This is a genomic window from Empedobacter sp. R750 (assembly GCF_030324345.1).
In the GTDB taxonomy this organism is placed as follows: domain Bacteria; phylum Bacteroidota; class Bacteroidia; order Flavobacteriales; family Weeksellaceae; genus Empedobacter; species Empedobacter falsenii_C.
This window is the reverse complement of the sequence record NZ_JACAGF010000009.1, coordinates 1-24,132: the sequence shown is the minus strand read 5'-3', so window position 1 is coordinate 24,132 and position 24,132 is coordinate 1. Positions and strand designations below refer to the sequence as shown.

Here is a 24,132-nt window from a genome sequence, read left to right as displayed (position 1 = left end):
CTTCGTACTTTTGCATTTCGATTATGTAAAAAGGAATAAAAATGAGTTTAAAACAATACATCACGCAGAATGTTTTAGAAGCGATTCAAAACGTTTATCAAATTAACCCTGAATCTGTTGAAATTCAGTTTACAAGGAAAGAGTTTGAAGGTGATTATACATTGGTTGTTTTCCCATTAATCAGAACTTTGAAAGGTAAACCAGAAGAAATCGGTGCTAAAATCGGTGAAAATTTGGTTGAAAATAATAAAATTACAGCGTTTAATGTTGTAAAAGGTTTCTTGAATATGAGTTTAAGTTCAGTAGAATTTTTAGAAAATTTTACTCAAAATGCTCAAAATTCAACTTTTGGAATTACAAAAGTTGATGAAAATTCGAGAACGGTAATGGTAGAATATTCATCGCCAAATACAAACAAACCTTTGCATTTAGGACATGTTCGTAATAATTTGTTAGGATTTTCGGTTTCTCAAATCATTGAAGCAGCAGGAAATAATGTGATTAAAACACAAATTATCAACGATCGTGGGATTCACATTTGTAAATCGATGATTGCTTGGGAAAAATTTGGAAATGGTGAAACGCCAGAATCTGCAAATATGAAAGGCGACCATTTGGTTGGAAAATATTATGTGGAATTTGACAAACATTATCGTCAAGAAATCAAAGAATTAGAAGCGCAAGGAAAAACGGAAGACGAAGCGAAAAAAGAAGCTCCAATTTTCTTAGAAGCACAAGAAATGTTGCGTCAATGGGAAGCACATGAACCAAAAGTTATTGAGCTTTGGCAAAAAATGAACGGTTGGGTGTATGATGGTTTCGCAAAAACGTACAAACGTCTTGGTGTTGCTTTTGACGAATATTTATACGAATCAAATACCTATATTTTAGGAAAAGATATTGTTGAAGATGGTTTAAATAAAGGTGTTTTCTACAAAAGAGAAGATGGTTCTGTTTGGATTGATTTGACTGCAGAAGGTTTGGATGAAAAATTAGTTTTACGTTCGGACGGAACTTCAGTTTATATTACGCAAGATTTGGGAACTGCTGTAGAGCGTTTCAAAAATAATCCAACATTAGAAGAATTAACGTATGTTGTAGGAAATGAGCAAGATTATCACTTCAAAGTTTTATTCTTAATCTTGAAAAAATTAGGTTATTCTTGGGCTGATGCTTTACATCACTTGTCTTACGGAATGGTTGATTTACCAAACGGAAAAATGAAATCTCGTGAAGGAACAGTTGTAGATGCAGATGATTTGATGCAAGAAGTTTACAATACAGCAAAAGAGATTTCTGAAGAATTAGGAAAATTAGACGGAATGTCTGATGATGAAAAAGCTGAGTTGTATGAAACAATTGCGATGGGTGCTTTGAAATATTACATTTTGAAAGTAGATCCTAAGAAACGTATTTTATTCGATCCGAAAGAATCTGTCGATTTTAATGGAAATACAGGACCATTTATTCAATATACTTTTGCGCGTATTCAGTCATTATTGAGAAAAGAATCACCAAAAGAATTTGATGCAAATGCAATAGAGTTGAATGATGCAGAAAAAGAAATTATTCGTGCATTATACGATTTCGAAGATACGATAGAAAAAGCAGCAACAGAAATGAGCCCTGCTTTGATTGCGAATTATGTGTATGAGTTGGTAAAATTATTTAATTCATTCTACCAAAATAATCCAATCTTAAAAAATGAAGATGAAAACGTGAAAAACTTCCGTTTATATCTTTCTCAATGGGTTGCAAATACAATTCAGAATTCGTTACGTTTATTAGGAATTGGTGTTCCGGAAAGAATGTAATCGACTTATAAAATAAATAAAATGCCTCATCAATTTGGTGAGGTATTTTTTTAACTTTACAATATGAAAATAGGAGATTTACTGAAACAAAAAGATCCTCACGATAAATTTAATTTGAAACGATTTCACGATGCGCAAAGTTTTGTGTATGATGAAATCTTAATGGAAGTTCATGCAGGAAAAAAACAAACGAATTGGATTGTTTTTATGTTTCCTCAATTAGTTGGATTAGGTTCGAGTGATTCGTCATTAGAATTTTCGATTTCTTCAAAAGAAGAGGCGAGAGCTTTTGTGAAAGATGAAGAACTTTGGGGAAATTATTTAGAAGTTTTATCTGTATTATTAATGCAACATAAAGGCGTAATTCCGCAATTAATTTTCGGAAAAAATGATGCAATGAAACTGAAATCAAGTTTGACTTTATTCAACTTTATAGTTCCGAAAGAAAAAATTATCAAAGACGTTTTGAAGTTTTTTTATGCAGATCAAGTCGATAAAAAAACATTAAGTATATTGAAACAAATGAATAAATAAAAAAATCTCGCAATTGCGAGATTTTTTTGTGAGATTATTTTTTTACAATAACTTTTGTTGAGGTAACTTCATCATCAGATTGAATATTAACTATATAATTTCCATTATTTAAATCAAAATTAATATCTTGAGTAGCATTTAAAGATTTAATTAAATTTCCTGAATAAGTATAGACATTAATTTTAGTATTCGTGTTTTTTAAGTTGGAAATAAAAATCTTTCCATTAGAACTTATAACTTTTACAGAATTTTTTGTTGATACGTTTTTTGTAGATAGAGTAGAGGTTGTTCCTAGTTTCCCGTCATAAACTTCTATTTTATAAATGTTTAAAGCTTGATCACCTCCTAAATAAATAGTTCCTGCACCTACTTTATATTCAATGTAATCGGTTGCAATATTATCATTACCATTTACATCAACTTTACTAATAACTTCTTTTCCATCAGTTATGTATAATGTTCTCGTTCCAGAAGAGCTTCCTGATTTAAACCAAACTTTTATTTTAACTGGTTCTGTGACAGAAAAGAATAAATATCTTTTCGATGGAGAGATAAAAGAAGTTTCAGTAGTTTCGTAACTTCCTCCGTTTAATTTTAATCGCTTTGTTCCTTTCCATGTGTCTGGAAATGTAGCATTATTGCTTTCAACAACTCCCATATTGGTAACATTTGCGCCAGCAAATAAGCCTAGGTTATCAATAATTTTAGTTTCAGAATAACCAGTTGATTCATTATTCCATGTACTAAAGTCCCATGATTTAGTTAATGTTTGAGCATTAACACTAAGTGACATTATCGTTAAAGATAATGCCGAAAAGATTAAAGATTTCTTCATAATTTCAATTTTTTTTTGTGATTTATATTAATGTAATCGTTTGCATAAAGTTAAATATATTATTTAATTTTCCAATAAAATTCATCTAATTAGTGTAAATATGACGCTTTAAAATAAATGTGTGAATAATTATATAAGTTATTGATTAATAGAATAATTATTTTCAACTGTTTTTTATTAATAATTTAAAATAATTATTAATATTGTATGAAATACACGATGTGATTTTGTGTTAAAGTAAAAATTTAGATAATTATGTAATCGATTACAATTAAAACACTATTTATGAAAAAAATTTTATTAAATGCTTTTGGAGTTTTAGGTATAATTAATTTATCCGCTCAAAAAGTTAATGTTACTGAATCAGCAGGGTGGTTAGAATCTGCTTATGTTAAATGGAATCCTCCATCAGAAACTGTTGATAGTTACAATGTATATTATTCGGGTAACGGAATCACTAATAAAAAAATAGATACTCAATTAATAAGGAATTATGGATCTTTTTTTAGGGCTGATATTTTAGGGTTGACCTCTGGAGAATATTCTTTTAAAGTTGTATCAGTTGTAAATGGTGTTGAAAAAGAGAATGTTGTCACAAGTAATGTAACTGTATTACCTTATGACCGTAATGGTTTTGCACATAGTAACAATAGAGCTCCAGGAGCGTATAATTTTGATGGAACATTAAAAAATGATGCGGTTGTTTTGTATGTGTCAGAGGATAATAAAAATTCAATAAGTCTTAATGTTACTGGGGCAAATAGTAATCCTTGTATTGGTTTGCAAAATATCTTAGATGGTTTTAAGAAAGGAAAGGATACTAGACCTCTTGTTGTACGTCTTTTAGGAAATGTAACTGATTTCTCATATATGTTGAATGAAGATATTGTTATAGAAAATAATAATAATAGTGGAAGTTATATCACAGTTGAAGGTGTTGGAATAGATGCTGTAGCAAATGGATGGGGAGTACGAATTAAAAATGCTTCAAATGTAGAAATTCGTAATTTAGGTTTTATGTTGACTGATGCAGCTGAAGGGGATAATATAAGCTTGCAACAGTCCAACGATTATATCTGGGTACATAATAATGATCTATTTTACGGTTTTCCTGGAAAAGATGCAGACCAAGAAAAAGGAGATGGTGCTTTAGATGCAAAAAAATCTGGCTATATCACTTTTTCGTACAATCATTTTTGGGATAATGGTAAATCAAGTTTGCTTGGTTTAAGCGAAGCGAATACAGTTAATGCTTATGCAACTTATCATCACAATTGGTTTGATCATTCAGATTCTAGACATCCTCGTGTAAGAACTTATACAACTCATATTTATAATAATTATTACGATGGCAATTCTAAATATGGTATTGGAACGACTATGGGTGCTTCTATTTTTGCGGAAAGTAATTATTTCAGGAATTCAAAATATCCTATGTTGATTTCTAAACAAGGAAGTGATATCGCATCTAATTCAACAGGAACTTTTTCTAATGAAGATGGCGGAATTATAAAAGCTTTTAATAATTATATAGAAGGAGCTAATTCATTTTTGCCTTACGATGCATCTTCAAACCCTATTCAGTTTGATGCTTATGTTTCAAAAACAAGAGATGAAGTATTAAGTTCTTCTATTAAAGCTTTGAAAGGAGCTTCGGTTTATAATAATTTTGATACTAATTCTTCATTTTATGTAAAGAATTTGATAGTTGATGAACCAAGTATCGCAAAAGATAAAATTATGAAATACGCAGGTCGAGTACAGGGAGGAGATATAAAATTTACGTTTGATAATTCTGTTGATGATAAATCGTACGCAGTAAATCAGGCATTAATGAGCTTGTTGAAAAATTACAAATCTTCATTAGTCTATGTTCAAGGTATTGATTATACACCTGTAAGTACGCATACTTTGTCAATTCCAACTAATAATGATCAGACAGTAAAACCGAATACAGCAATAGAACCAATGAATTTTGTTTGGGGAGGAACAGCAAGCGATTTAGAAATAGTTGGACTTCCTGCAAATGGAATAGATTTTACGAAAGATATTTCGACAAAAACATTATCGATATTTGGTACACCAACTTCAGATACAAGTTTTACGGTTAAAACCATTGGTACAGGAACGCCAATTTCTGCAACGGGTACCATTACAATTGATACAGATGAAACAAGTGCAAGTGTAGAAACGCATAATTTTACAATAAACGGTCTATCAAGTAAGTTTTATACATTTTCTGGAACGGCTAATATTAATTCAACAGATGGAACGGCTACTTATGATGAGTTGACTTTTACAAAACGTCTGAAAATAGAATCGGCAACAGTTATTAGTTATACGACTAAAAAGAAATCAACTTTAACATTGGTTTTTGATCCAAGTTTTAATGGTAAGATAAAACTTAATGGAGTAAACTATGTGGCAAAAGATGGTATTGTAATTATAAATGATGTTCCTATTGGTGAAAATAAAATTACAAAAGGCGATACGGCTAACTTATATTATATCAAAACTGAATTTGAAAAAGAAAATCTGATGACATCAGAAGTTAGCATCACTAATTCGAATATTTCTATTTATCCAAACCCAGTTCAAGATAAATTTGAGGTGAGAACTAATTTGAATAATAAGATTAATAAAGTGACGGTTTTAAATACTTTAGGACAAATTGTAAAACAAGTGAACAATCAATCAACAATTGGAATGAAAGGATTGAAATCTGGTATTTATATTGTTCAAATCGAAACAGATAATGGTATTGAAACTAAAAAAATTATAAAGAAATAATAAAATAGCTTTATAATTAATTAACAAAAAGTCTACTCATATAAAGTGAGTAGACTTTTCTATTTACAACGAATTACGACTCTCTATTCCCAAAGTATTGTAAATAACCTTCAAATGATATTTCACTGTATTCTCAGAAATATAGAGTTCAGTTGCAATTTCTTTATTTGTAAATCCTTTCTTCACTAATTCGATGATATCCAATTGCCTTTCCGAAAGATTATAATCACTTAAAATGATTTTCTTTTCAACTTGATTTGCATTATTTGAATGATTAATCAAATTAGAAAGTTTATTTCTCATCCGTTCATTTTCGTTTTCAACAAGTTTTCTTTTTTCGATGTTTATCTTGTAGAATTTATAAAGAACAATTAATAATATGATCAAAATTGCAGAAATAATAACCAGAAATAGTCGGATATTTTTCTGATTTCGAACTTCTAAATCATTTCGCTTGTTAATGATTTCTCTTTCTAAATTTTGTAATTTTCCACTTTGATTAATTGCATCATAATCAGTTGCAAGATCATTCACAATTAATCTTGTTTTATATGCTTTTTCCCAAACTTCATTCTGAGCATAATGCCAAGTAAGAGATTCGTACATATTCAAAATATAAAGTTTTATACCATAATGTTTTGCATAATACAACCCTTTGTTAAAAGCTTCTAAAGCCTTCTTATTATCTTTTGTTTCTGTATATAAGTGTAAAAGCTTTCTATAAATATTAGGTAAATGTTTGGGAGATTTTTGCTTCAAAATTTCTATACCATCCAATAATCTTTTTCTGCTTGAATATAATTTTTATTTAAACTATTCATTGTGCCTAGAACAGAAATATAAAAACCATACGTTTCGGCATCCAAATATTTTAAATTGGATTTATTTACTTTTTGGAGCAATTCCTCAACCTTATCATATTTTAAATAATCAAATTGGATAAATATTCGTTCAATCAAAACTCTTGTCTCAACTTCGGCTTTGTATTTTGAACTTTTTAAACCATATTTTTCAGCAACGTTTAAATTTTCTTCTGCTTCTGGATAATTTAATAATGTTTTATACGTAAGATATTTTAACAAATACAAATTATATAAATCGTAATTCGTTACGTTTTTAGAATGTATAATACTATCTAATTTGATAATTGATTTATCAAATGAACCGATTTCATTATAATATGAGATTTCTTTCTTTAGAATTTCGGAATTTATTGTATTTCCTATCCCTACCTGGGTAAAAAATAATGTAAAGAAGATAAAAAGTATTTTGTTGTTCATTTTTATTATATAACTGATATTTAGTAAAGTAATTCAACTACCCGTAGGTAGTAATTATGAAACTACCTTTTAACTACTCCTGCAAAAATAGGAATTTATGTACTGAATCTTAAAATTTGCAAAGAATTTATTTAACACATAAATCTGGTGTTAATAGCTAATTATTTATTAAAAATGAAGACTATTTTATCTACTTTATTAGTACTGTTGTGTAGTTTGGGTTTTTCTCAAAATTTGGATTATAAAAATTTAAAACAATTTATTGGAAATCGTGTAAATGAGTTTGAAGATTTTTATAAGGTTTCTTCTACATCTATTGAAGACAATTTTGGAAATCAAAAAGTAATGTTCAATTCAGTAAAAATAGAACCATATACGTTGAATATTGAGGTAGAAACTGAAGGTAAAAATATAAAACGTATTGTGGTCAAAAATTCTGAAAATAGAACTAGTTTCTTTAAAAATATTGCAGAAGAAATAGAAAAAGAAGCTCCAATTAAGAAAAACTATAAGACGTATTATATTTCTTTAGTTAAGAACTCAACAAAAAAGAAAATCTATCAAGAATCAATTGATCAATTAATTGATTTATTGAAAAAACCGACCACCAATCTAAAAGAAAATTATGGTTTAATGGAATCTAGTCCTCTAAAAACCATAATTACAATCAACGAAACTGAAAGTATTTTAGAAATCAATTAAAATTAAGTCAATATTAAAAACAATTAACAATGAAAAACATTTTTATTTTAGGATTAGGTCTTATGGCTTCGGTAGCTTTTGGACAAGTAGATAAAATTTACAAACATTCTGGAGAAATTATCGAAGGTCAAATCAAACGTGTAGGTGAATTTACGGTAGAGTATACGTATGATGGAGAAGATGCTATACAGTCTTTGAGTAAATATTCTGTTAATAAAGTATTTTACGGGAAAAGTACGCGTATTGAGGATGTTTCTAATAAAATTGAAATTACTGATGATAAAGATTGGGGGAAAGTGATTATTTTGGAAGATAAGGCTTTAGTAGCAGGTCTAAAAAAAGGAGATGATTTGAAATCTAAAACAGGTATGATCAATTTCAGATCAGGAAATGGAAAAGATGAACGTGCAGAAAAAGTTTTAAAACAACAAGCTGCAGAGGTTAGATGCCCATTTATTTTATTATTATCTGATAAAATGGCAGGTAAATCGGCGAAGAAAACAGGAAGCTGTTACAAGTACCAATAGGATTACTAAAAACTTTTAACTATATAATGTACTATTAATTATTTGACAAATAAGTCGTGATAACTCGCGGCTTATTTTCTTTTAAAAAAATGAACAAAGAAATAGTGTATTCACGAAAACGCAAACGAACAACAAATTTTGGTTCGAAAAAAATAAATTACTTAGATATTTTGATTGTTGTTTCAATTATCATTGTTACAATTTCAATTATAATCAACTATTTGAATTAATTTTTAGAAATACTCGCTACTACTTCACTTTATTTTTAATCCACTTCGCAACGGGTTTCTCAAAATATTCAAACGTTAATGCACTTAGAATTAAAGCAATTATAAAATAAATTCCAATTTTCTGAAAATCATTGATTTTAGGTAAATATTGATTTCCATATTTTATCACAATCATATGAATCATGTAAAACGCAAAACTGATTTCACCTAAATAAACCAGAATTTTGTGTTGAAGTATTCTCGAAAAGAAACCTTTTTGTAATGCAAAAATTAGAATAATTCCAATCATCGGAATCCAATAGTAAATTCCGTAACGAAAAGCTCTCGCAACATCATTGTGGAAGTAAAAAAAGATTGCCAAAACTGTAATTGCAATGATTTCTATTAAAGTTCCTTTCGAAAAATTGATAGGCGTATCTTTTATCTTTTTATAGATTTGACAGGTAATAATTCCTAAAATAAAATCGAAATAAGAAAATTAATTAAATAAAAAAATCTCAAGCATCTGCTCGAGATTTTTTTATGATATGAATAAAGGTAAATTATTTTTTCATTACTTTTTTCGTAACATCTTTACCATCAATAGTAGTTTTTAAAATATAAGTTCCTGTAGGTAAAGAAGAAATATTGATTTGTTTCTTATCAGAATCAAGAACTTTTTGTCCAGCCATATTGTATAAAACAGAAGCAGTTACATTTCCTTTACTTTCTATATTGATAACATCTGAACTTGGGTTTGGATATATATCAAATTTTACTGTATTAACTTCTGTAGTAGCTAATTTAGGTAAAGAAATAAGGAAAGAAACAACACCTTCATCGGTTTTGCCTAAACCAACAATTTTAGTTCCATCTTTAGACATTCCTAGAGGTAATGCGAATGTAATACCTAAATCATCATAACCAAGAGATTTTACATATTCATTTAATTCAACTCGTCCTGTTTTTTCAGTCCAAATAAATCCTTCTCCCATGAATGCAGGTCCAGGCCAAGGTCTATAAAAACCTACAATAACGCTACCGTCAGTATTTATAGCTGTTGCAGCCCCATTAAAATAGAATCCTTGTTTAGGATGTTCTATCAATTGTACGCCTGTTTCTTTACTGTAACGCATAGCTACATCTTCTCCCGTTGCACCAATCATCCATTTTCCGTTACCAGAAACTCCTGCTAATTCAAGAACTTCATATCCGTCTTGATCTAAAACTTGATGTCTTTCACCATTCTCCCAGTAAACACCCCAACGGTCAAAGTCAGTATCGTGCCAACCAACAACAATTTTACCATCATCACTAATTCCATTCGCTCGAGAATAATACTCGCCATCAGTTTTTAAATCTGTAAATCCAGTTGCTTCGTTCCACACAATACCATGAAAACTTCCGTCTTTAGTAGCACCTAATCCCGAAATATATTTTCCATCAGCACTCATTCCCCAAACAGAACTTGTTTCGTTATCTGAAACTCCCCCAAGTCCGCCTAGATATTTCCATGTGTCAGATTCGATATCATAAATAGACATTTGGTTTACACCTGTTTCAGGTTTAGCAACCATTACAGCAATTTTTTTACCATCAGCAGTAACCAATGGATGCCCTGAGTTTGAAGTGTCAGAAGCAATTTCTCCTAATAAATGAATACCTTTCTCTGGTGTCCAATAAAAATTATTATCAACTGTGTTTAATACTACAACTTTTCCATTTTCTGATACACTGTATGCAGTTTGACCATCTCCAACAACATAAACTTGTGCATTAACAAAGCTTGTTCCCCCAATTAAAGCTGATAATACAGCTAAACTTTTAAGTTTTGAGTAAATTTTTTTCATAATAAATTTCTGTGTTAATTAATTTGAATGATAAATTTAGACTTTATTAACTGAGGATGATTTGTTTTGGATAAAGTTATATTGTTTTCTTAAATTATAAAGAATAAAGTGTTGATTAATATTATTTTGTATGTTTTGTTAGTTAAATGATTTTAAGGAAATTCTTTGAATTAATTTTAATAATTTTTATTGAAAATATTATAGTAATAAATAAACAAGCCAGAAATTAATTTCCGGCTTGTTAAATATTGATTAATAAAATTTACTTTTTAATAATTTTTTTAGTGTTTTCATTTCCATCAATAATTGTTTTTAGAACGTAAGTACCTTTAGGTAGGGACGAAATATTAAGTTGTTTTTCATTAGTAGAAAGAACTTTTTGTCCAGTCATATTATATAATATTGATGAAGATAATTTTCCTTTTGTTTCAATGTTTATTATATCACTTGTAGGATTAGGAAAAACAGAATATTCAACTTGATTTACTTCTGAAGTTCCTAATTTAGGAAGAGAAATCATAAAAGAAACTGCTTCTTCAGTTGTTCTTCCTACACCGACAATTTTTGTTCCGTCTTTAGATATTGCATAAGGCAAAGAAAAGGTAATTCCTAAATTATCATATCCTAGATTTTTTACATATTCATCTAAACTGATTTTTCCTGTTTCCTTTGTCCAAATAAATCAACTAAACCAGTTTCTTTTGTCCATTTAACAGCGTGACCATATCCGTCGGATGTACTTGCGATTCCAACTATTGACGATCCGTTTCCTGTCATACCCCATACAGAACTTGTTTCACTATCAACAATTTTACCAAGACCACCTAAGTAATTCCACTCATCTTTTTCTAAATTATAAGTAGCAATTTGATTAATACCTGTTTTAGGATCAACAACATTAGTAGAAATTATTTTTCCGTCAGCTGTAACTGTAGAAACACCACCATTATAACTTCCAGGTACTATTTCTCCTAGTTGTTGAACACCTTTGTATTTTGTCCAATAATAGTTATTGTCCAATCCAAAAAGAACAACAACATTTCCATCATTTGATACACTTGTAGCATATTCTCCATTTCCAATAACATAAACTTGTGCATTAGTTTTATTACTAGTTAACATAAATACACCCATGGTTAAACCAATAAGCTTGAAGTAAATTTTTTTCATTATTTTAAAGTGTTAATTCATTGAATTATAAAAATATATTTTATTCTCAATCAATTGCTGTTTAGTTATGTATGTAAATGTTTATTCTGAAATAATAAAGTTTAAAGTGTTTATTATTAATAAGTTATTTTATTAATTGTAAAAATGCTTTTAATGAATATTCTTTTATTTAGTGAATCATAGAAAAGTAAATAATTTATAAAAGTGAATGTTTATAGATCATTGAAGTTGTTAGCATTAAATAGTTATTAGATGATTAATTATTTTTTTTCTCAAAAAATTTATTCTTTTATGTATTATTGGTTTACTTTTTGTGTAATTCGTGGCAGTTAAATTAGGCAATAAACAAAAGGTACACTATTTTTGGAGTATGCGACTTTCTACAAAACAAAAGTTTTTTCAATACATTAAAAAATCATTTAATTTTTTTCAAAACTTGTTGAACCTGTTAAAATTAGTTTTATCAGAGCGACAATTTTTGTATTTATCGTGTATTTTGGTAGCTATTTCATCTGCTTTTGCAGTGATTGTGCTAAAAACTTTTGCGCACAATGTTTTTCAATTTACTATTTATATTAATAATTTAGTCAAACTGCCTTACATCAATAGTATATTGCCAATTATAGGTATTTTGTTGACGGTTTTTGTAGTGCAGAAATTTTTGGATGGTTCGATAGAAAAGGGAACTTCTCAAATCATGATTGCTGTAGCTAAAAAATCTGGAATAATGCCTAAAAAACAAATGTATGCTCAGATTTTAACGAGTTCCTTAACAGTTGGTATGGGTGGTTCGGCAGGTTTAGAGTCTCCGATTACAATTACTGGAGCGGCATTTGGTTCTAATTATGCCCAATATTACAGATTTAAATATAAAGAACGTACATTACTATTGGCTTGTGGTGTTGCAGCTGGGATTGCGACTGCTTTTAATGCACCAATTGCGGGCGTTTTGTTTGCGATAGAAATTGTATTAGCGGATATGAGTGTTACTGCTTTTATTCCTTTATTGTTATCTTCTGCAACAGGGGCTTTAATTGCTAATTTAACTTTAAAAAGCAATATGTTATTATCCTTTCGTTATGCGTTAGGGTTTGATTATCATAATGTTATTTTCTATGTTATTTTGGGTGTTTTGGCGGGGTTTGTTTCTGTTTATCATGCTCGATTATTTCGTAAAGTAGAACATTTGATAGGAAATTATTCGGATAATGTATATTGGCGAGCGATTGTTGGAGCGGGAAGTTTAGCGATATTGATTTTCTTTTTTCCAACTTTATTTGGTGAAGGTTATGAGAGTATAAAATATTTAGCAAATGATGAAGCGGGTTTTATTTTAAATAACTCTTTATTAGAGAGTTTTAGAACGAATCAATGGATAGTTTTAGGATTTGTTTTTGTCACAATTTTAATCAAATCTATTGCAACAGGTCTAACTTTAGGAAGTGGAGGAAACGGAGGAAACTTCGCGCCCTCTTTATTTGTTGGGTCTTATCTTGGTTTTGTCGTTGCAAAATTCTTTAATTTAATCGGTTTCAAAGAAGTTCCTGTTGGTAATTTTACAGTTGTTGGAATGGCAGCTGTTTTAAGTGGATTGTTTCACGCCCCATTAACAGCGATTTTCCTAATAGCCGAAATTACGGGAGGTTATGGATTGATTATTCCTTTGATGATTGTTTCTTCGATAAGTTTTGCAATTTCAAAACGATACGACAAATATTCGATGGATATATACGCAATAGCAGAAAAAGGAATTGTTTTTACATCTGATAAAGACCGAAATTTGTTCAATAAAATTGATTTGTTTTCGATTTATATCAAGAATATCAAAACATTGACAGTTTACAATTCAATTGAAGATATAAAAGAAATTTTTTCTACTACAACACAAGACTTTATTCCAGTTCTAAACGAAGATAAATCGATTCATGGAGTTATAGTTTTAGATAATATTCGATCATTTATTTTTAATGATAATATTGATAAAAGCTACTTAGAATGTATTACAGAAGCAACTTCGACATCTATTTTTACGAATGCTGCAAACGTGATGAAAATGATGGAAGCAAAAAAAATAGATTATATTTTACTCACTAAAAAAGGTAAATTTGAAGGTTATGTAACGGAAAGTTTATTATTAGAAAGTTATCGAAGTAATTTGAATAAGTTGAGAATTGAATAATTGTTTCTTAATCATCATTATCTTTAAAAATCAACTCAAAATTTTCATATTTCTTTTTTAAGCGCTGTTTCGATTTTTTGACTGAATCTGCAGAAATTCCTAAAAGTTGAGATATTTCAATATTGGTTAAACCTAATTTTAACAAGTAAATTATTTTCAAATTAGATTCTGTTAATCCAGGAAAGTTTTGATCTAAATGTTCAATAAAATTTTTCTGCTCATGATCGAAAATACTTTTAAAGTTTGTCCAGTTTTTAGCTGTCATAAGATGAGAATCTAATAAATTAACTAATTCATCATATTGCTGTGCTTTATTTGAGAAATTTGAATTCGAAACTGTATTGATTTCTTTTTTCAGCGTAACAATTTGTTTATTTTTTTCGGATAAATAAGTTTTATAAGCTTCGAGTGTTTTGGTCGTTTCATTTAACTTATTCTCAGATTTTAGTTTATCATTTTGAATAGATAAAACCTTATTTTCATAATTAGAATTTTGAATTTTTATTCTTCTACGATAGGAAATGATGACAAATAAAATGATGATAATCAATAATAATGTAATCAAAAGTAAAGCGTTTTTTAATAAAATTGCTTTTTCTTGTTTTACTTTTTCGGTCTCAAATTTATAATTGAAATTTTCTTTCTGAATCTTCCAATTTATTTCATTTATAACATCTTTTCCGTCTGATTTTTGAATTTCATTTTCTAAAATACTCAACCTTCTTCTTGCAAATAATTCGTCAGCTTCGTTATTTTCTCGTATTGCGATTTCTAATAAAATGGTGTAAATGTCAAATTCATAGCTATTTAAATATTTCTTTTGTGCAGCATATTCTTTTGCTTCAATCAAAATATTTTTTGCCTCTTTCAAATGATTAAGTTGCAAATACAATTTTCCTAGCTGAATATTCGCATACATAAGATTTCGATGATTTACAAGATTTTTAGAAATTTCGATATCCTTTTTTAGATTATCTATAGCAAGTGAATAATCTTTATTGTGTATGTTTATAGAAGCGATATCACCCAAAGCTTTTGCATAACGAATTTCGTCTTTGTTTTGTAAAGCATATTTTTTGGTCAGCTCAAAATAATAATTTGCTTTGGTGAAATTGGTTTTATTCAAATAATTATGTCCAACTGCATTCAGAATTGTACCATATTCATTATCATTTTTCTCCGTATATTTTAATGCCAACAAAAGATATTTCTCACTTTTATCATACTCTTTAACGTTCATAAAGTAAAATGCGTTTTTTTTGTAAACATCACTTTTAGACAAAATTTTCTCATCTTCTGTCAAGTCGATAAGTTTCGAAGCTTCCATAAAATATGGATAAGCATTTTGATATTGACTGAAATTATAAAAATAGAATCCGAATTGTGTATTCACCCAAATCTGAATGTTCGAATCTAATTTTTTAGCCTTTTTTAATGCGGAATTATATAATGATTCGCTTTTTACATTTAACTTATCATAGTTTTGAGCATAAATATTTGCTAATAATACTTGATAAATAATTTGATTTTTTTGTTTAAAATTAGAAGTCGATTGACGATTAATTTCATTAAAATTAAGTTGCAATTGTAACGAATCTTCAACATCTCTATTTTGAAATATGATTTTTTCTAATGCAATTTGATCATCATATACAGTATGAAATGATTCAAATGATGAGAATAAAAGTATTAGGTTTAGTAAAAAAGTAAAAAATATAGAGGACTTGAGCATATTTTTTTTCAAATATAATTTTAATATTTAGTTTATTTTAGATAATCTTAAAATATTTTATCCTTTTTTTGTAAAGGATAAATAATTGAAAATGAATTAAATGTAATTTGTCCCCTCAATTGTCCCCCCTGAAAATATAATTTTTTTTGATTTATAATCTATTTTTGAATTATGTATTTCGAAAGATTACTAATCTATCATCAAACTATTAATTAAAAACTAAACGCTCTCAACTACTTAAACCTATTTATAAATCCAATTATCAAATTTATCTCCTCTATAATGTATATTATGGAGGAATTTTTTTTAAATTTTTTCTTTGTAATTTAGTTTCATATTTTAATTAGAGAAGAACGGATGAGAAAAATAAATTACTCGGTGTTAGATTTGGCTTATGTGAGAGAAGGGGATACATTAAATCAAACGTTCAAAAACACGTTAGATAACGCAAAATTTGTCGACGAAATAGGGTATAGTCGTTATTGGCTATCCGAACATCATAATATGCAAAATGTTGCGAGTGCGGCAACTTCTTTATTAATAGGTTATGTAGCAAATGGAACTTCAAGAATTAAAGTTGGTTCGGGAGGAATCATGTTACCTAATCATACTGCTTTATCAGTTGCAGAACAGTTTGGAACATTAGATGCGCTTTATCCAAATCGTATCGATTTAGGTTTAGGTCGTGCGCCAGGAACAGATCAATTAACGGCGTCTATTTTGCGTAGAGGCGATAATTTTATGAATTATGATTTTGAAGCTGAAATCAAAAATCTACAAAACTATTTTAGTTTAGATAATAAAGAAAGTAAAGTGCGTGCAATTCCTGGAGAAGGAGCAAATGTGCCGATTTATATTCTAGGATCAAGTACAGATTCGGCTTTTTTGGCGGCTAAATTAGGTTTGCCTTATGCGTTTGCAGGTCATTTTGCGCCACAACAATTCTATAATGCGGTAGAGATTTATCGCTCTCAATTTCAACCTTCTGAATTTTTGCAAGAACCATATACGATTGCTTGTGTCAATGTAATTGCGGCGAATACAGACGAAGAAGCACATTATTTATCGATGTCGATGTACCAAGGTTTTTTGAATATTATTACCGATAAACGTCAGCCAATTGTTCCTCCAGAAAAAACACAGTTAGAATTGGCTTCGCCTGAGCAAAAATATATGCTAAAAGGAATGACTGCTTTGTCTTTTATTGGAAGTAAAGGTGCTTTGGCGCAGAGTTTTGATGAATTTATTTTTGAATCTAAAATTGATGAAATCATGGTTTCAACAAATGTTTTTGATCAAAAAGCAAAACGAAAATCGTATCAAATTGTAAGTGAATTGTTTCGTTAAATGAAATCAAAGAAATCAATCTCAAAGTTCAAGTATTATTCAATGTTTGTTGATCAATTCAAAGATCAATTGACGATTGTTTTGATGCTAAATCTTGTTTTATTTTTTATTGCAAACCATTGGAGTTACCTTGTTCCAGAAGAATTTTTGTTTGTAAGTCACAAAGATATTTTTGGCTTATTTAGAGAACAATTTGTGTTGAACGAATTTTTCGAGGTGTTGGCTTATACTTTTTTGGGCGCTTTATTTATCCATTTCGGAACATATAAAATGAATAAAATTTGGATTTTTAGGCTTAATGCGTTGCTTTTAGTAATTGTTTCTACTTATTTTTGGACAATACCTTCGTTGCAAAGTGCTGAGATTGTTTTACAAAAAGGTCATCCTTATTTTATTGCGGCGATTATTGGTCAAATTCTTTTGTATTTGATTGTCGGAATCGAATTTTTAGGTTCAATCAAAAATAAAAGAAAACAACCCAAAATCAATCATTCTTAGTTATATTTGCCAAAACTTAATTTTTACAAAAATCAAACTATGTACTCATTTGATAAATTACACGAATTAATTGCCGAAACAATTGATAAAAATCCATTTTCTAAAAATCCAGAAGAATTATACGAACCGATGGATTACATTTTGAATATTGGTGGTAAAAGAATTCGTCCAATTTTGACTTTATTGGGAACTGATTTGTTTGATGGTGAAGTTGAAAAAGCATTGAAACCTTCGTTAGCGATTGAGTTTTTTCATAATTTTTCGTTGATGCACGATGATATTATGGATAATGCTTCATTAAGAAGAAGTAAACCAACAGTTCACGAAAAATTTGGATTAAATACAGCGATTCTTTCTGGTGATGCAATGTTGGTAAAAGCGTATCAATATTTAGAAGATTTAGAACCAGAATTATTTAAAAGTTCGACAAAATTATTTTCTAAAACTGCTTTAGAAGTCTGTGAAGGACAACAATTGGACGTGAATTATGAAACAAAATTGAATGTTTCGTACGATGATTACATCAATATGATTTCTTTAAAAACGAGTGTTTTACTTGGTTGTGCTTTGAAATTAGGTGCAATGATTGGAAACGCTTCGGAAGAGGATTCGGATAAATTGTACCAATATGGTTTGAATTTAGGAATCGCGTATCAATTGAAAGATGATTATTTGGATGTTTTTGGTAGCCTTGAACATTTAGGTAAAAAACATGCTGGAGATATTTTCGAGAATAAGAAAACGATTCTTTACATTTCTGCTTTAGAAGCGGCAAATGAAGAAGAAAAAGAGGAATTATTATATTGGTATAGTTCAAATACAGATAATATCGATAAAGTATATGCGGTAGAAAAATTATTCAGAAAACTGAATGTTAACCGTAAACTTTCTACATTAATTAGAGAATATACAAATAAAGCGCACAGCTATTTGGATCAAATTGATGTTCCAGAAGAACGTAAATCTTATTTGAGAGAATTAAGCGAGGTTTTAATTGATCGACAAGGATAAAAAATGCAATTTCGAACGACTTTTCAAATTCAATCTTCTGATTTTAAGCTCAATCATCAACATAAAATATTGACGATAGGCTCTTGTTTTTCAGATGAAATTGGAAAACGTTTGACAGATTTAAAGTTTGATGGATTAATTAATCCTTTTGGAGTAATTTTTAATTCACATTCTATTCAAAATTTAATCGAAAGAAGCATTCAAAAAAAATATTTTACAACAGCAGATGTACATCAAAACGGAGAAGAATTTTTCTGTTTCGATGTACATTCTTCGTTTAATGCGTTGACGAAAGAAGCTGTTTTAGAGGAATTAAATTTGACTTTAGATCAAGTTCATGATTACATTCTTTCTTGTGATGTGTTAATGATTACATTGGGAACATCGTGGATTTATGAATGGAAAACATCTAATCAAGTTGTTGCGAATTGTCATAAAGTTGACGCAAAACAATTTGAAAAACGATTATTAACAACAGAAGAAAATCTAAAATCATTGGAATTAATTGTTTCAGATTTGAAGAATATTAATCCAACTATTCGCATTATTACAACAGTTAGTCCAGTTCGTCACACAAAAGATGGAATGATCGAAAATAATGTAAGTAAAGCGAGATTGTTAGACGCTTTATATCAATTGAGTCTTCAAAATAATCAAGTTGAATATTTTCCATCGTATGAATTGGTTTTAGATGATTTGAGAGATTATCGTTTTTTCAAAGAAGATTTGATTCATCCATCAAAACAAGCCGTTGATTATATTTGGGAAAAGTTTTCGGAAACTTATTTCGAACAATCAACGCAAACAATTATTCAAAAAATAAACAAAGTTATTTCAGCGATTAATCATCGTCCTTTTAATGAAGAATCAGACAATCATCAACAATTTTTAGTAAAAACGATTGCATTGATGAATGAATTAGAAAAAGGAAATCAACTTGATTTTTCTGCTGAAAAAGAACTTTTGAAATCAAAAATAAAACATGTTAATTGATACACATACACATTTATATTCGGAGCAATTTGAGAATGATATAGATGAGGTAATTGCGCGAGCAAAGCAAAATGGAGTAGAGCGATTTTATTTACCAGCAATTGATAAAAGTTACACGGAGAGAATGTTGACATTAGAAAGTCAACATCAAGATTCGATGTTTGCAATGATGGGTTTGCATCCGTGTTCGGTTCATCCAGATACAATAGAGGAGGAGTTGGCTCATGTACGCGAATGGATTGATAAACGTCCATTTAAAGCGATTGGCGAAATCGGAATTGATTTGTATTGGGAAAAAGATTTTTTACAAACGCAACAAGATGCTTTCAAAACGCAAATTGAATGGGCAAAAGAAAAGAATTTACCAATTGTGATTCATTGCCGTGATGCTTTCAACGAAGTTTTTGAAGTATTAGAAGAAGTGAAAGATGAAAAATTATTTGGAATTTTTCATTGTTTTTCTGGAACAAAAGAAGATGCACAACGCGCAATTGATTTTAATTTGAAATTAGGAATTGGTGGAGTTGTAACCTTCAAAAATGGAAAAATAGATCAATTTTTAGGAGATTTTGATATCAAACATATCGTTCTCGAAACAGATTCACCTTATTTAGCTCCAGTTCCGTTTCGTGGAAAACGAAATGAAAGTAGTTATTTGACACATGTTTGCGATAAGTTGGTCGATATTTATCATCAAACACCAGCTGAAATTGCAGCAATTACAACAAAAAATGCGTTTGACATTTTCGAACGTTAGGATAAATCAGAATAGAAAAATTATATTTGCAAAAGAAAACCTTTGACAAGATGAAATACAAAAGAATATTACTTAAATTGAGTGGTGAAGCATTAATGGGAGATTTACAATATGGTATTGATCCAAATATGCTGAAACAATATGCGCAACAAATTAGAGAAGTTGCAGAACTTGGTTGCGAAGTGGCAATCGTAATCGGAGGTGGTAATATTTTTAGAGGTGTACAAGGTGTTGCTTCTGGTATGGATCGTGTACAAGGAGATTATATGGGAATGTTAGCAACTGTGATTAACAGTATGGCATTGCAAGGAGCTTTGGAAGATGCTGGCGTTAATACGCGTTTACAAACGGCTATTCGTATGGAGCAAATCGCAGAACCATTTATCAAAAGAAGAGCAACGCGTCATCTAGAAAAAGGTCGTGTCGTAATTTTTGGTGCAGGAACAGGAAATCCATATTTTACAACAGATACAGCAGCCGTTTTGAGAGCAATTGAAACGCAAGCTGATGTTATTTTGAAAGGAACTCGTGTTGATGGAATTTATACTGCAGATCCAGAAAAAGATCCAACAGCAGAGAAATTCGAAACAATTTCTTATCAAGAAGTTTATGATAAAAACTTAAAAGTAATGGATATGACAGCTTTTACTTTGAGTGAAGAAAATAATTTACCTATTATTGTATTTGATATGAATACAGATGGTAACTTGAAAAAATTAATTTTAGGAGATAACGTAGGTACTCTAGTAACAAATAAATAAATCCCGAAATGGAAGAATTAGATATTATTTTAGAAACGGCTAAGGAGCAAATGCAGGGAACTGTAAGTCACTTAGAGGTTGCATTCGACAAATTAAGAGCAGGTAAAGCTACTCCTGCAATGTTAAGTTCAGTTCGTGTTGATTACTACGGAAGTTTATCTCCGTTAACTCAAATTGCAAATGTTAATACACCAGATGCAATGACATTGAGCATTCAACCATACGAGAGAAATTTAATTCACGAAATCGAAAAAGCAATCATTAATGCTAATTTAGGTTTTGCACCTTCTAACAATGGAGATACAATCATTATCAGTATTCCTCCAGTAACAGAAGAACGTCGTAAAGAGTTAGTGAAAATGGCCAAATCGGACATGGAAACTGCAAAAATTTCACTTCGTAATGCACGCCAAGATGCCAATAAAGCATTGAAAGCTGTAAAAGAAGCTTCTGAAGACATGGTGAAAGATTACGAAACACGTGTACAAGGATTAACAGACAAGTTTTCTAAGAAATTAGAAGAAGCTTTAACGAAAAAAGAAGCTGAAATCATGAAAGTTTAATCTTTCTTGAAAAAAAAATATTTTAAGGCAGCGTTTCGCTGCTTTTTTTATTTATTTGCATAATCAATTTCAAACGATGAAGAATTATATATTCCTGCTAAATTTCTGTATCTCAATTGCCACATTTGCTCAAATTAAAGTAAGAGTATTCGATGCTCAAGACGAATTTCGTTTAACAGGTGCCAATGTTTACAGTGATACCAAACAATTCCTAGGTCAAACAGACGAATTAGGAGAATTGGATATCAATGATTCTGTTCATTTTATTGATGTAATCAAAAACGGATATTTCTCGGAAAGTATTCAGACTGACGGTAAAAAGTTGGTCGAAATTATGATGAAACCTTCTTTCATTAGTTTGGATGAGGTTAGTTTTACGACAAATGATTCCGTTGGTCGTAATTTGATTATCAAAGCAATTCGCAATCAGTCCAAAAATACAATCAGAAATGGCGGAAATATTTTCCTAAAATCATACACAAAATTCTGGAGTACAGTAAATAACGATTCAATTCCGTTTATCATTCAACCTCAAAATCACAAAGATTCTGTCAATAATCAATGGAAAAAATTGTTAGACAATAGTCATTTATTTTTGGGAGAACGTGCAATGGATCACAAAGTTTCGAAGCGTTTTGGACTAAAAAATATCGTTCAATCTTCTCGTATTTCTGGAATGCGTTCGCCTTTGTACGAATATTTGGCGATGCAACCAATTGCGTTCAATTTTGATCAAGATAAAATCAATTTTTTCTTCAAAGGAATTATTAATCCAGTAAGTCGCGAAGGTCTTTCGCATTACCGTTATGGTTTCAAAGAAGATATTTTTATTGATGGACGAAAAACGGCTGTTATTAGCTTTTTTCCATCAATCAAAACAGATAAAAGACAAATTAAAGGAACACTTTGGATTGATGATAGAACGTATGCTTTAATCAAAATTGAAGCAGAAAATACGATTTCAAATTATGTTGCCGAATTAGAAGCAGATTGGAAATTGAATAATGGAACTTGGATTCCAAATCAACAAAAATATCGCATGGAAGCTGGTAATTTCAAGATTACAGAGAAACTAGCTGATGATGATTTTATTGATAAAAAAGAAAAAATTTGGATTAATCTCGAAACAACTTTCAAGGATATTCAGAATCCAGCTCATTTCAAACGCAACGAATTTTTAGGTTACGAAGACGAAATTTCTTTTCAAAATATGAACGAAAAGAAATGGGACAATGTGATGGAAGATTATCGTGATTCGTCATTATCGAACAAAGAGCGAAATACATACACGACAATCGATAGTATTGGCGATAAATATAAGTTAGAACGTCAAATGAAATTGACGCGAATCATCAATTCTGGTGGAAAATTATCGTTAGGAAAAGTTGATTTAGATTTAACAAAAATCTTAGCGTTTAACGATTACGAAGGTTTTAGACTTGGTGCTGCGTTTAATACAAACGAAAATTGGAGCGATAAATATTCGTTGAATGCTTATTCGGCTTATGGTTTCAAAGATGAAACATTCAAGTTTGGATTTGGTGGAGATTATTATGTAAATAAACCTTATTCGGGTCGAATTTTTGCAAAATACTCGCAAGATGTTTCGGCTTCTGGGAAAACGCCAATTTTATTACAATCGAATTATACACGTCTAATTTCTGGAGCTTTTAGTAATATTTATAACCACGAATATTTTTCTTATAAACGTTATTCGTTTGGATATGAGCAAGATATTTTCAAAAATGTAACCTTTAATATTTCTGCGAATTACGAAAGACAACAAGCAGAATTTGATTATTCTTTCCTGAATAATATTGGTTGGTACGATTTGTATAACACGCAATTAGCGATTCGTTTTGCGCCAAAAGACAAGTTTATCCGCACGCCTTACGGAAAAGTGACGGTGAATAGCGGGAAATCTGTTTTCTATGCAACGCTAACGAAATATTGGGATATTTTCAATTCTGATTATGATCCACTTCGTTTCAATGTATCTTATTTTGATGTGTTTGATACGCGAGTTGGTAAAACAAATTTCAATGTAAATGCGGGTTGGGTTGAAGGAAAAATGCCGTTGATGAATTTGTTCGAAGGACAAGGGAATGCAAAACGAAATGACTTTTTGAATTTTGGAGTAGGAGGTTTAACGAATTTCGAAACCATGCGTCCAGGTGAATTTTATTCGGATCGATTTGTGTCATTTCAGTTGAAACATATTTTTGCTGGTGTTAAAGTTGGAAACAAAATTATTTTTCCACAATTCGTTTACCGTGGAGTTTTGGGTGATATGAAAGATAGAGCTGATCATCAAAATTTAGAGTTCAAAACCTTAAATCATTATTATCACGAAACAGGTGTTGAGGTAAACAATTTAATTTTCAAAACATTTGGATTGGGAGCATTCTATCGTTTAGGCGCTTATTCAGAAGAAAAATTCCAAGATAATTTCTACTTAAAATTAACTGTTAATTTGAATTTCTTGTAGGATAAGGATGCTGTCATTCTGATTTCTATGACAAAACCAAGTTATTTTTATAAATATTTTGATTTTTAATTAGTGCATAAATTCTGTGAATT

The 24,132-nt window shown here is 29.7% G+C and carries 22 protein-coding genes; 14 read left to right on the top strand and 8 right to left on the bottom strand.

Annotated elements, in window-relative coordinates; all coding sequences use genetic code 11:
* Positions 1-41: 41 nt before the first annotated feature.
* Together argS and HXZ74_RS10315 are read left to right on the top strand one after the other, a co-directional pair.
* Positions 42-1,814 (top strand): arginine--tRNA ligase, encoded by a 1,773-nt coding sequence (argS, locus tag HXZ74_RS10320; RefSeq protein WP_286475224.1) that lies wholly within the window; start codon positions 42-44, stop codon positions 1,812-1,814.
* Between the two features lie 63 nt (positions 1,815-1,877).
* The gene (locus tag HXZ74_RS10315) at positions 1,878-2,348 is read left to right on the top strand and encodes a DUF1810 family protein (protein WP_135835150.1); all 471 of its coding nucleotides are present in this window, start codon (positions 1,878-1,880) and stop codon (positions 2,346-2,348) included.
* A gap of 34 nt (positions 2,349-2,382) precedes the next feature.
* On the opposite strand, the gene HXZ74_RS10310 is transcribed toward HXZ74_RS10315, so the two are convergent.
* Positions 2,383-3,183 carry a T9SS type A sorting domain-containing protein gene (locus HXZ74_RS10310; protein ID WP_286475222.1) on the bottom strand — a complete coding sequence of 267 codons (801 nt, stop codon included), beginning with the start codon at positions 3,181-3,183 and terminating at the stop codon, positions 2,383-2,385.
* A gap of 285 nt (positions 3,184-3,468) precedes the next feature.
* On the opposite strand from HXZ74_RS10310, the gene HXZ74_RS10305 reads away from it, so the two are divergent.
* Complete coding sequence (locus HXZ74_RS10305) at positions 3,469-5,973, top strand: pectate lyase family protein (RefSeq protein WP_286475220.1); 2,505 nt, start codon at positions 3,469-3,471, stop codon at positions 5,971-5,973.
* A 63-nt stretch (positions 5,974-6,036) separates the two neighbouring features.
* Here HXZ74_RS10305 and HXZ74_RS10300 read toward each other — a convergent pair whose 3' ends face one another.
* Together HXZ74_RS10300 and HXZ74_RS10295 are read right to left on the bottom strand one after the other, a co-directional pair.
* On the bottom strand, positions 6,037-6,750 hold the full coding sequence (locus tag HXZ74_RS10300) for a helix-turn-helix transcriptional regulator (protein WP_286475218.1): 714 nt from the start codon (positions 6,748-6,750) through the stop codon (positions 6,037-6,039).
* A complete protein-coding gene (locus HXZ74_RS10295; protein ID WP_286475216.1) occupies positions 6,738-7,253 on the bottom strand; it encodes a hypothetical protein in 516 nt (171 codons plus the stop codon). The genes HXZ74_RS10300 and HXZ74_RS10295 overlap by 13 nt, the downstream gene beginning before the upstream one ends.
* Positions 7,254-7,427: 174 nt before the next feature.
* On the opposite strand from HXZ74_RS10295, the gene HXZ74_RS10290 reads away from it, so the two are divergent.
* Both HXZ74_RS10290 and HXZ74_RS10285 read left to right on the top strand, forming a co-directional pair.
* Positions 7,428-7,955 carry a hypothetical protein gene (locus HXZ74_RS10290; RefSeq protein WP_280051840.1) on the top strand — a complete coding sequence of 176 codons (528 nt, stop codon included), beginning with the start codon at positions 7,428-7,430 and terminating at the stop codon, positions 7,953-7,955.
* A 29-nt stretch (positions 7,956-7,984) separates the two neighbouring features.
* Positions 7,985-8,482 (top strand): hypothetical protein, encoded by a 498-nt coding sequence (locus HXZ74_RS10285; RefSeq protein ID WP_286475213.1) that lies wholly within the window; start codon positions 7,985-7,987, stop codon positions 8,480-8,482.
* Positions 8,483-8,731: 249 nt separating this feature from the next.
* Here HXZ74_RS10285 and HXZ74_RS10280 read toward each other — a convergent pair whose 3' ends face one another.
* The 4 genes from HXZ74_RS10280 to HXZ74_RS10265 form a co-directional block, all read right to left on the bottom strand.
* Entirely contained in the window at positions 8,732-9,163 is a 432-nt protein-coding gene (locus HXZ74_RS10280) for an acyltransferase family protein (protein WP_286475380.1), read from the bottom strand.
* Between the two features lie 91 nt (positions 9,164-9,254).
* Positions 9,255-10,541 (bottom strand): T9SS type A sorting domain-containing protein, encoded by a 1,287-nt coding sequence (locus HXZ74_RS10275; RefSeq protein ID WP_280063440.1) that lies wholly within the window; start codon positions 10,539-10,541, stop codon positions 9,255-9,257.
* Between the two features lie 262 nt (positions 10,542-10,803).
* Complete coding sequence (locus HXZ74_RS10270; RefSeq protein WP_280063441.1) at positions 10,804-11,136, bottom strand: T9SS type A sorting domain-containing protein; 333 nt, start codon at positions 11,134-11,136, stop codon at positions 10,804-10,806.
* A 50-nt stretch (positions 11,137-11,186) separates the two neighbouring features.
* Positions 11,187-11,711, bottom strand: coding sequence for a hypothetical protein (locus HXZ74_RS10265; RefSeq protein WP_286475211.1), 525 nt, complete (start codon positions 11,709-11,711; stop codon positions 11,187-11,189).
* Between the two features lie 370 nt (positions 11,712-12,081).
* Between HXZ74_RS10265 and HXZ74_RS10260 the strand changes: the two genes are divergently transcribed.
* On the top strand, positions 12,082-13,890 hold the full coding sequence (locus tag HXZ74_RS10260) for a chloride channel protein (RefSeq protein WP_286475208.1): 1,809 nt from the start codon (positions 12,082-12,084) through the stop codon (positions 13,888-13,890).
* Positions 13,891-13,897: 7 nt separating this feature from the next.
* Here HXZ74_RS10260 and HXZ74_RS10255 read toward each other — a convergent pair whose 3' ends face one another.
* The gene (locus tag HXZ74_RS10255; RefSeq protein WP_286475205.1) at positions 13,898-15,622 is read right to left on the bottom strand and encodes a tetratricopeptide repeat protein; all 1,725 of its coding nucleotides are present in this window, start codon (positions 15,620-15,622) and stop codon (positions 13,898-13,900) included.
* 357 nt (positions 15,623-15,979) lie between these two features.
* Here HXZ74_RS10255 and HXZ74_RS10250 point away from each other — a divergent pair, with 357 nt between their 5' ends.
* From HXZ74_RS10250 to HXZ74_RS10215, 8 genes are all read left to right on the top strand, one after another.
* On the top strand, positions 15,980-16,969 hold the full coding sequence (locus HXZ74_RS10250) for an LLM class flavin-dependent oxidoreductase (protein ID WP_286475202.1): 990 nt from the start codon (positions 15,980-15,982) through the stop codon (positions 16,967-16,969).
* Positions 16,970-17,467, top strand: coding sequence for a hypothetical protein (locus tag HXZ74_RS10245; RefSeq protein ID WP_286475200.1), 498 nt, complete (start codon positions 16,970-16,972; stop codon positions 17,465-17,467).
* Positions 17,468-17,506: 39 nt separating this feature from the next.
* Positions 17,507-18,478 (top strand): polyprenyl synthetase family protein, encoded by a 972-nt coding sequence (locus HXZ74_RS10240; protein ID WP_286475198.1) that lies wholly within the window; start codon positions 17,507-17,509, stop codon positions 18,476-18,478.
* Between the two features lie 3 nt (positions 18,479-18,481).
* Positions 18,482-19,471, top strand: coding sequence for a GSCFA domain-containing protein (locus HXZ74_RS10235; RefSeq protein WP_115000996.1), 990 nt, complete (start codon positions 18,482-18,484; stop codon positions 19,469-19,471).
* Positions 19,461-20,228 (top strand): TatD family hydrolase, encoded by a 768-nt coding sequence (locus tag HXZ74_RS10230; RefSeq protein WP_115000994.1) that lies wholly within the window; start codon positions 19,461-19,463, stop codon positions 20,226-20,228. Before HXZ74_RS10235 ends, HXZ74_RS10230 begins: the two co-directional genes overlap by 11 nt.
* Positions 20,229-20,278: 50 nt before the next feature.
* Positions 20,279-20,989, top strand: a complete 711-nt coding sequence (gene pyrH / locus HXZ74_RS10225; protein ID WP_115000992.1) for a UMP kinase — start codon at positions 20,279-20,281, stop codon at positions 20,987-20,989.
* 8 nt (positions 20,990-20,997) lie between these two features.
* Positions 20,998-21,552 carry a ribosome recycling factor gene (gene frr / locus HXZ74_RS10220; protein WP_115000990.1) on the top strand — a complete coding sequence of 185 codons (555 nt, stop codon included), beginning with the start codon at positions 20,998-21,000 and terminating at the stop codon, positions 21,550-21,552.
* 76 nt (positions 21,553-21,628) lie between these two features.
* Complete coding sequence (locus HXZ74_RS10215; RefSeq protein WP_286475196.1) at positions 21,629-24,040, top strand: DUF5686 family protein; 2,412 nt, start codon at positions 21,629-21,631, stop codon at positions 24,038-24,040.
* Positions 24,041-24,132 lie beyond the last annotated feature (92 nt).

Excerpts from the sequence above, each read along its gene's own strand:
- pyrH (WP_115000992.1), top strand. The coding sequence starts at position 20,279 with ATGAAATACAAAAGAATATTACTTAAATTGAGTGGTGAAGCATTAATG.
- HXZ74_RS10315 (WP_135835150.1), top strand. The coding sequence starts at position 1,878 with ATGAAAATAGGAGATTTACTGAAACAAAAAGATCCTCACGATAAATTT.
- HXZ74_RS10230 (WP_115000994.1), top strand. The coding sequence starts at position 19,461 with ATGTTAATTGATACACATACACATTTATATTCGGAGCAATTTGAGAAT.
- HXZ74_RS10310 (WP_286475222.1), bottom strand. The coding sequence starts at position 3,183 with ATGAAGAAATCTTTAATCTTTTCGGCATTATCTTTAACGATAATGTCA.
- HXZ74_RS10265 (WP_286475211.1), bottom strand. The coding sequence starts at position 11,711 with ATGAAAAAAATTTACTTCAAGCTTATTGGTTTAACCATGGGTGTATTT.
- frr (WP_115000990.1), top strand. The coding sequence starts at position 20,998 with ATGGAAGAATTAGATATTATTTTAGAAACGGCTAAGGAGCAAATGCAG.
- HXZ74_RS10245 (WP_286475200.1), top strand. The coding sequence starts at position 16,970 with ATGAAATCAAAGAAATCAATCTCAAAGTTCAAGTATTATTCAATGTTT.
- HXZ74_RS10290 (WP_280051840.1), top strand. The coding sequence starts at position 7,428 with ATGAAGACTATTTTATCTACTTTATTAGTACTGTTGTGTAGTTTGGGT.
- HXZ74_RS10260 (WP_286475208.1), top strand. The coding sequence starts at position 12,082 with ATGCGACTTTCTACAAAACAAAAGTTTTTTCAATACATTAAAAAATCA.
- argS (WP_286475224.1), top strand. The coding sequence starts at position 42 with ATGAGTTTAAAACAATACATCACGCAGAATGTTTTAGAAGCGATTCAA.
- HXZ74_RS10305 (WP_286475220.1), top strand. The coding sequence starts at position 3,469 with ATGAAAAAAATTTTATTAAATGCTTTTGGAGTTTTAGGTATAATTAAT.
- HXZ74_RS10285 (WP_286475213.1), top strand. The coding sequence starts at position 7,985 with ATGAAAAACATTTTTATTTTAGGATTAGGTCTTATGGCTTCGGTAGCT.
- HXZ74_RS10250 (WP_286475202.1), top strand. The coding sequence starts at position 15,980 with ATGAGAAAAATAAATTACTCGGTGTTAGATTTGGCTTATGTGAGAGAA.
- HXZ74_RS10275 (WP_280063440.1), bottom strand. The coding sequence starts at position 10,541 with ATGAAAAAAATTTACTCAAAACTTAAAAGTTTAGCTGTATTATCAGCT.
- HXZ74_RS10295 (WP_286475216.1), bottom strand. The coding sequence starts at position 7,253 with ATGAACAACAAAATACTTTTTATCTTCTTTACATTATTTTTTACCCAG.
- HXZ74_RS10215 (WP_286475196.1), top strand. The coding sequence starts at position 21,629 with ATGAAGAATTATATATTCCTGCTAAATTTCTGTATCTCAATTGCCACA.
- HXZ74_RS10255 (WP_286475205.1), bottom strand. The coding sequence starts at position 15,622 with ATGCTCAAGTCCTCTATATTTTTTACTTTTTTACTAAACCTAATACTT.
- HXZ74_RS10235 (WP_115000996.1), top strand. The coding sequence starts at position 18,482 with ATGCAATTTCGAACGACTTTTCAAATTCAATCTTCTGATTTTAAGCTC.
- HXZ74_RS10240 (WP_286475198.1), top strand. The coding sequence starts at position 17,507 with ATGTACTCATTTGATAAATTACACGAATTAATTGCCGAAACAATTGAT.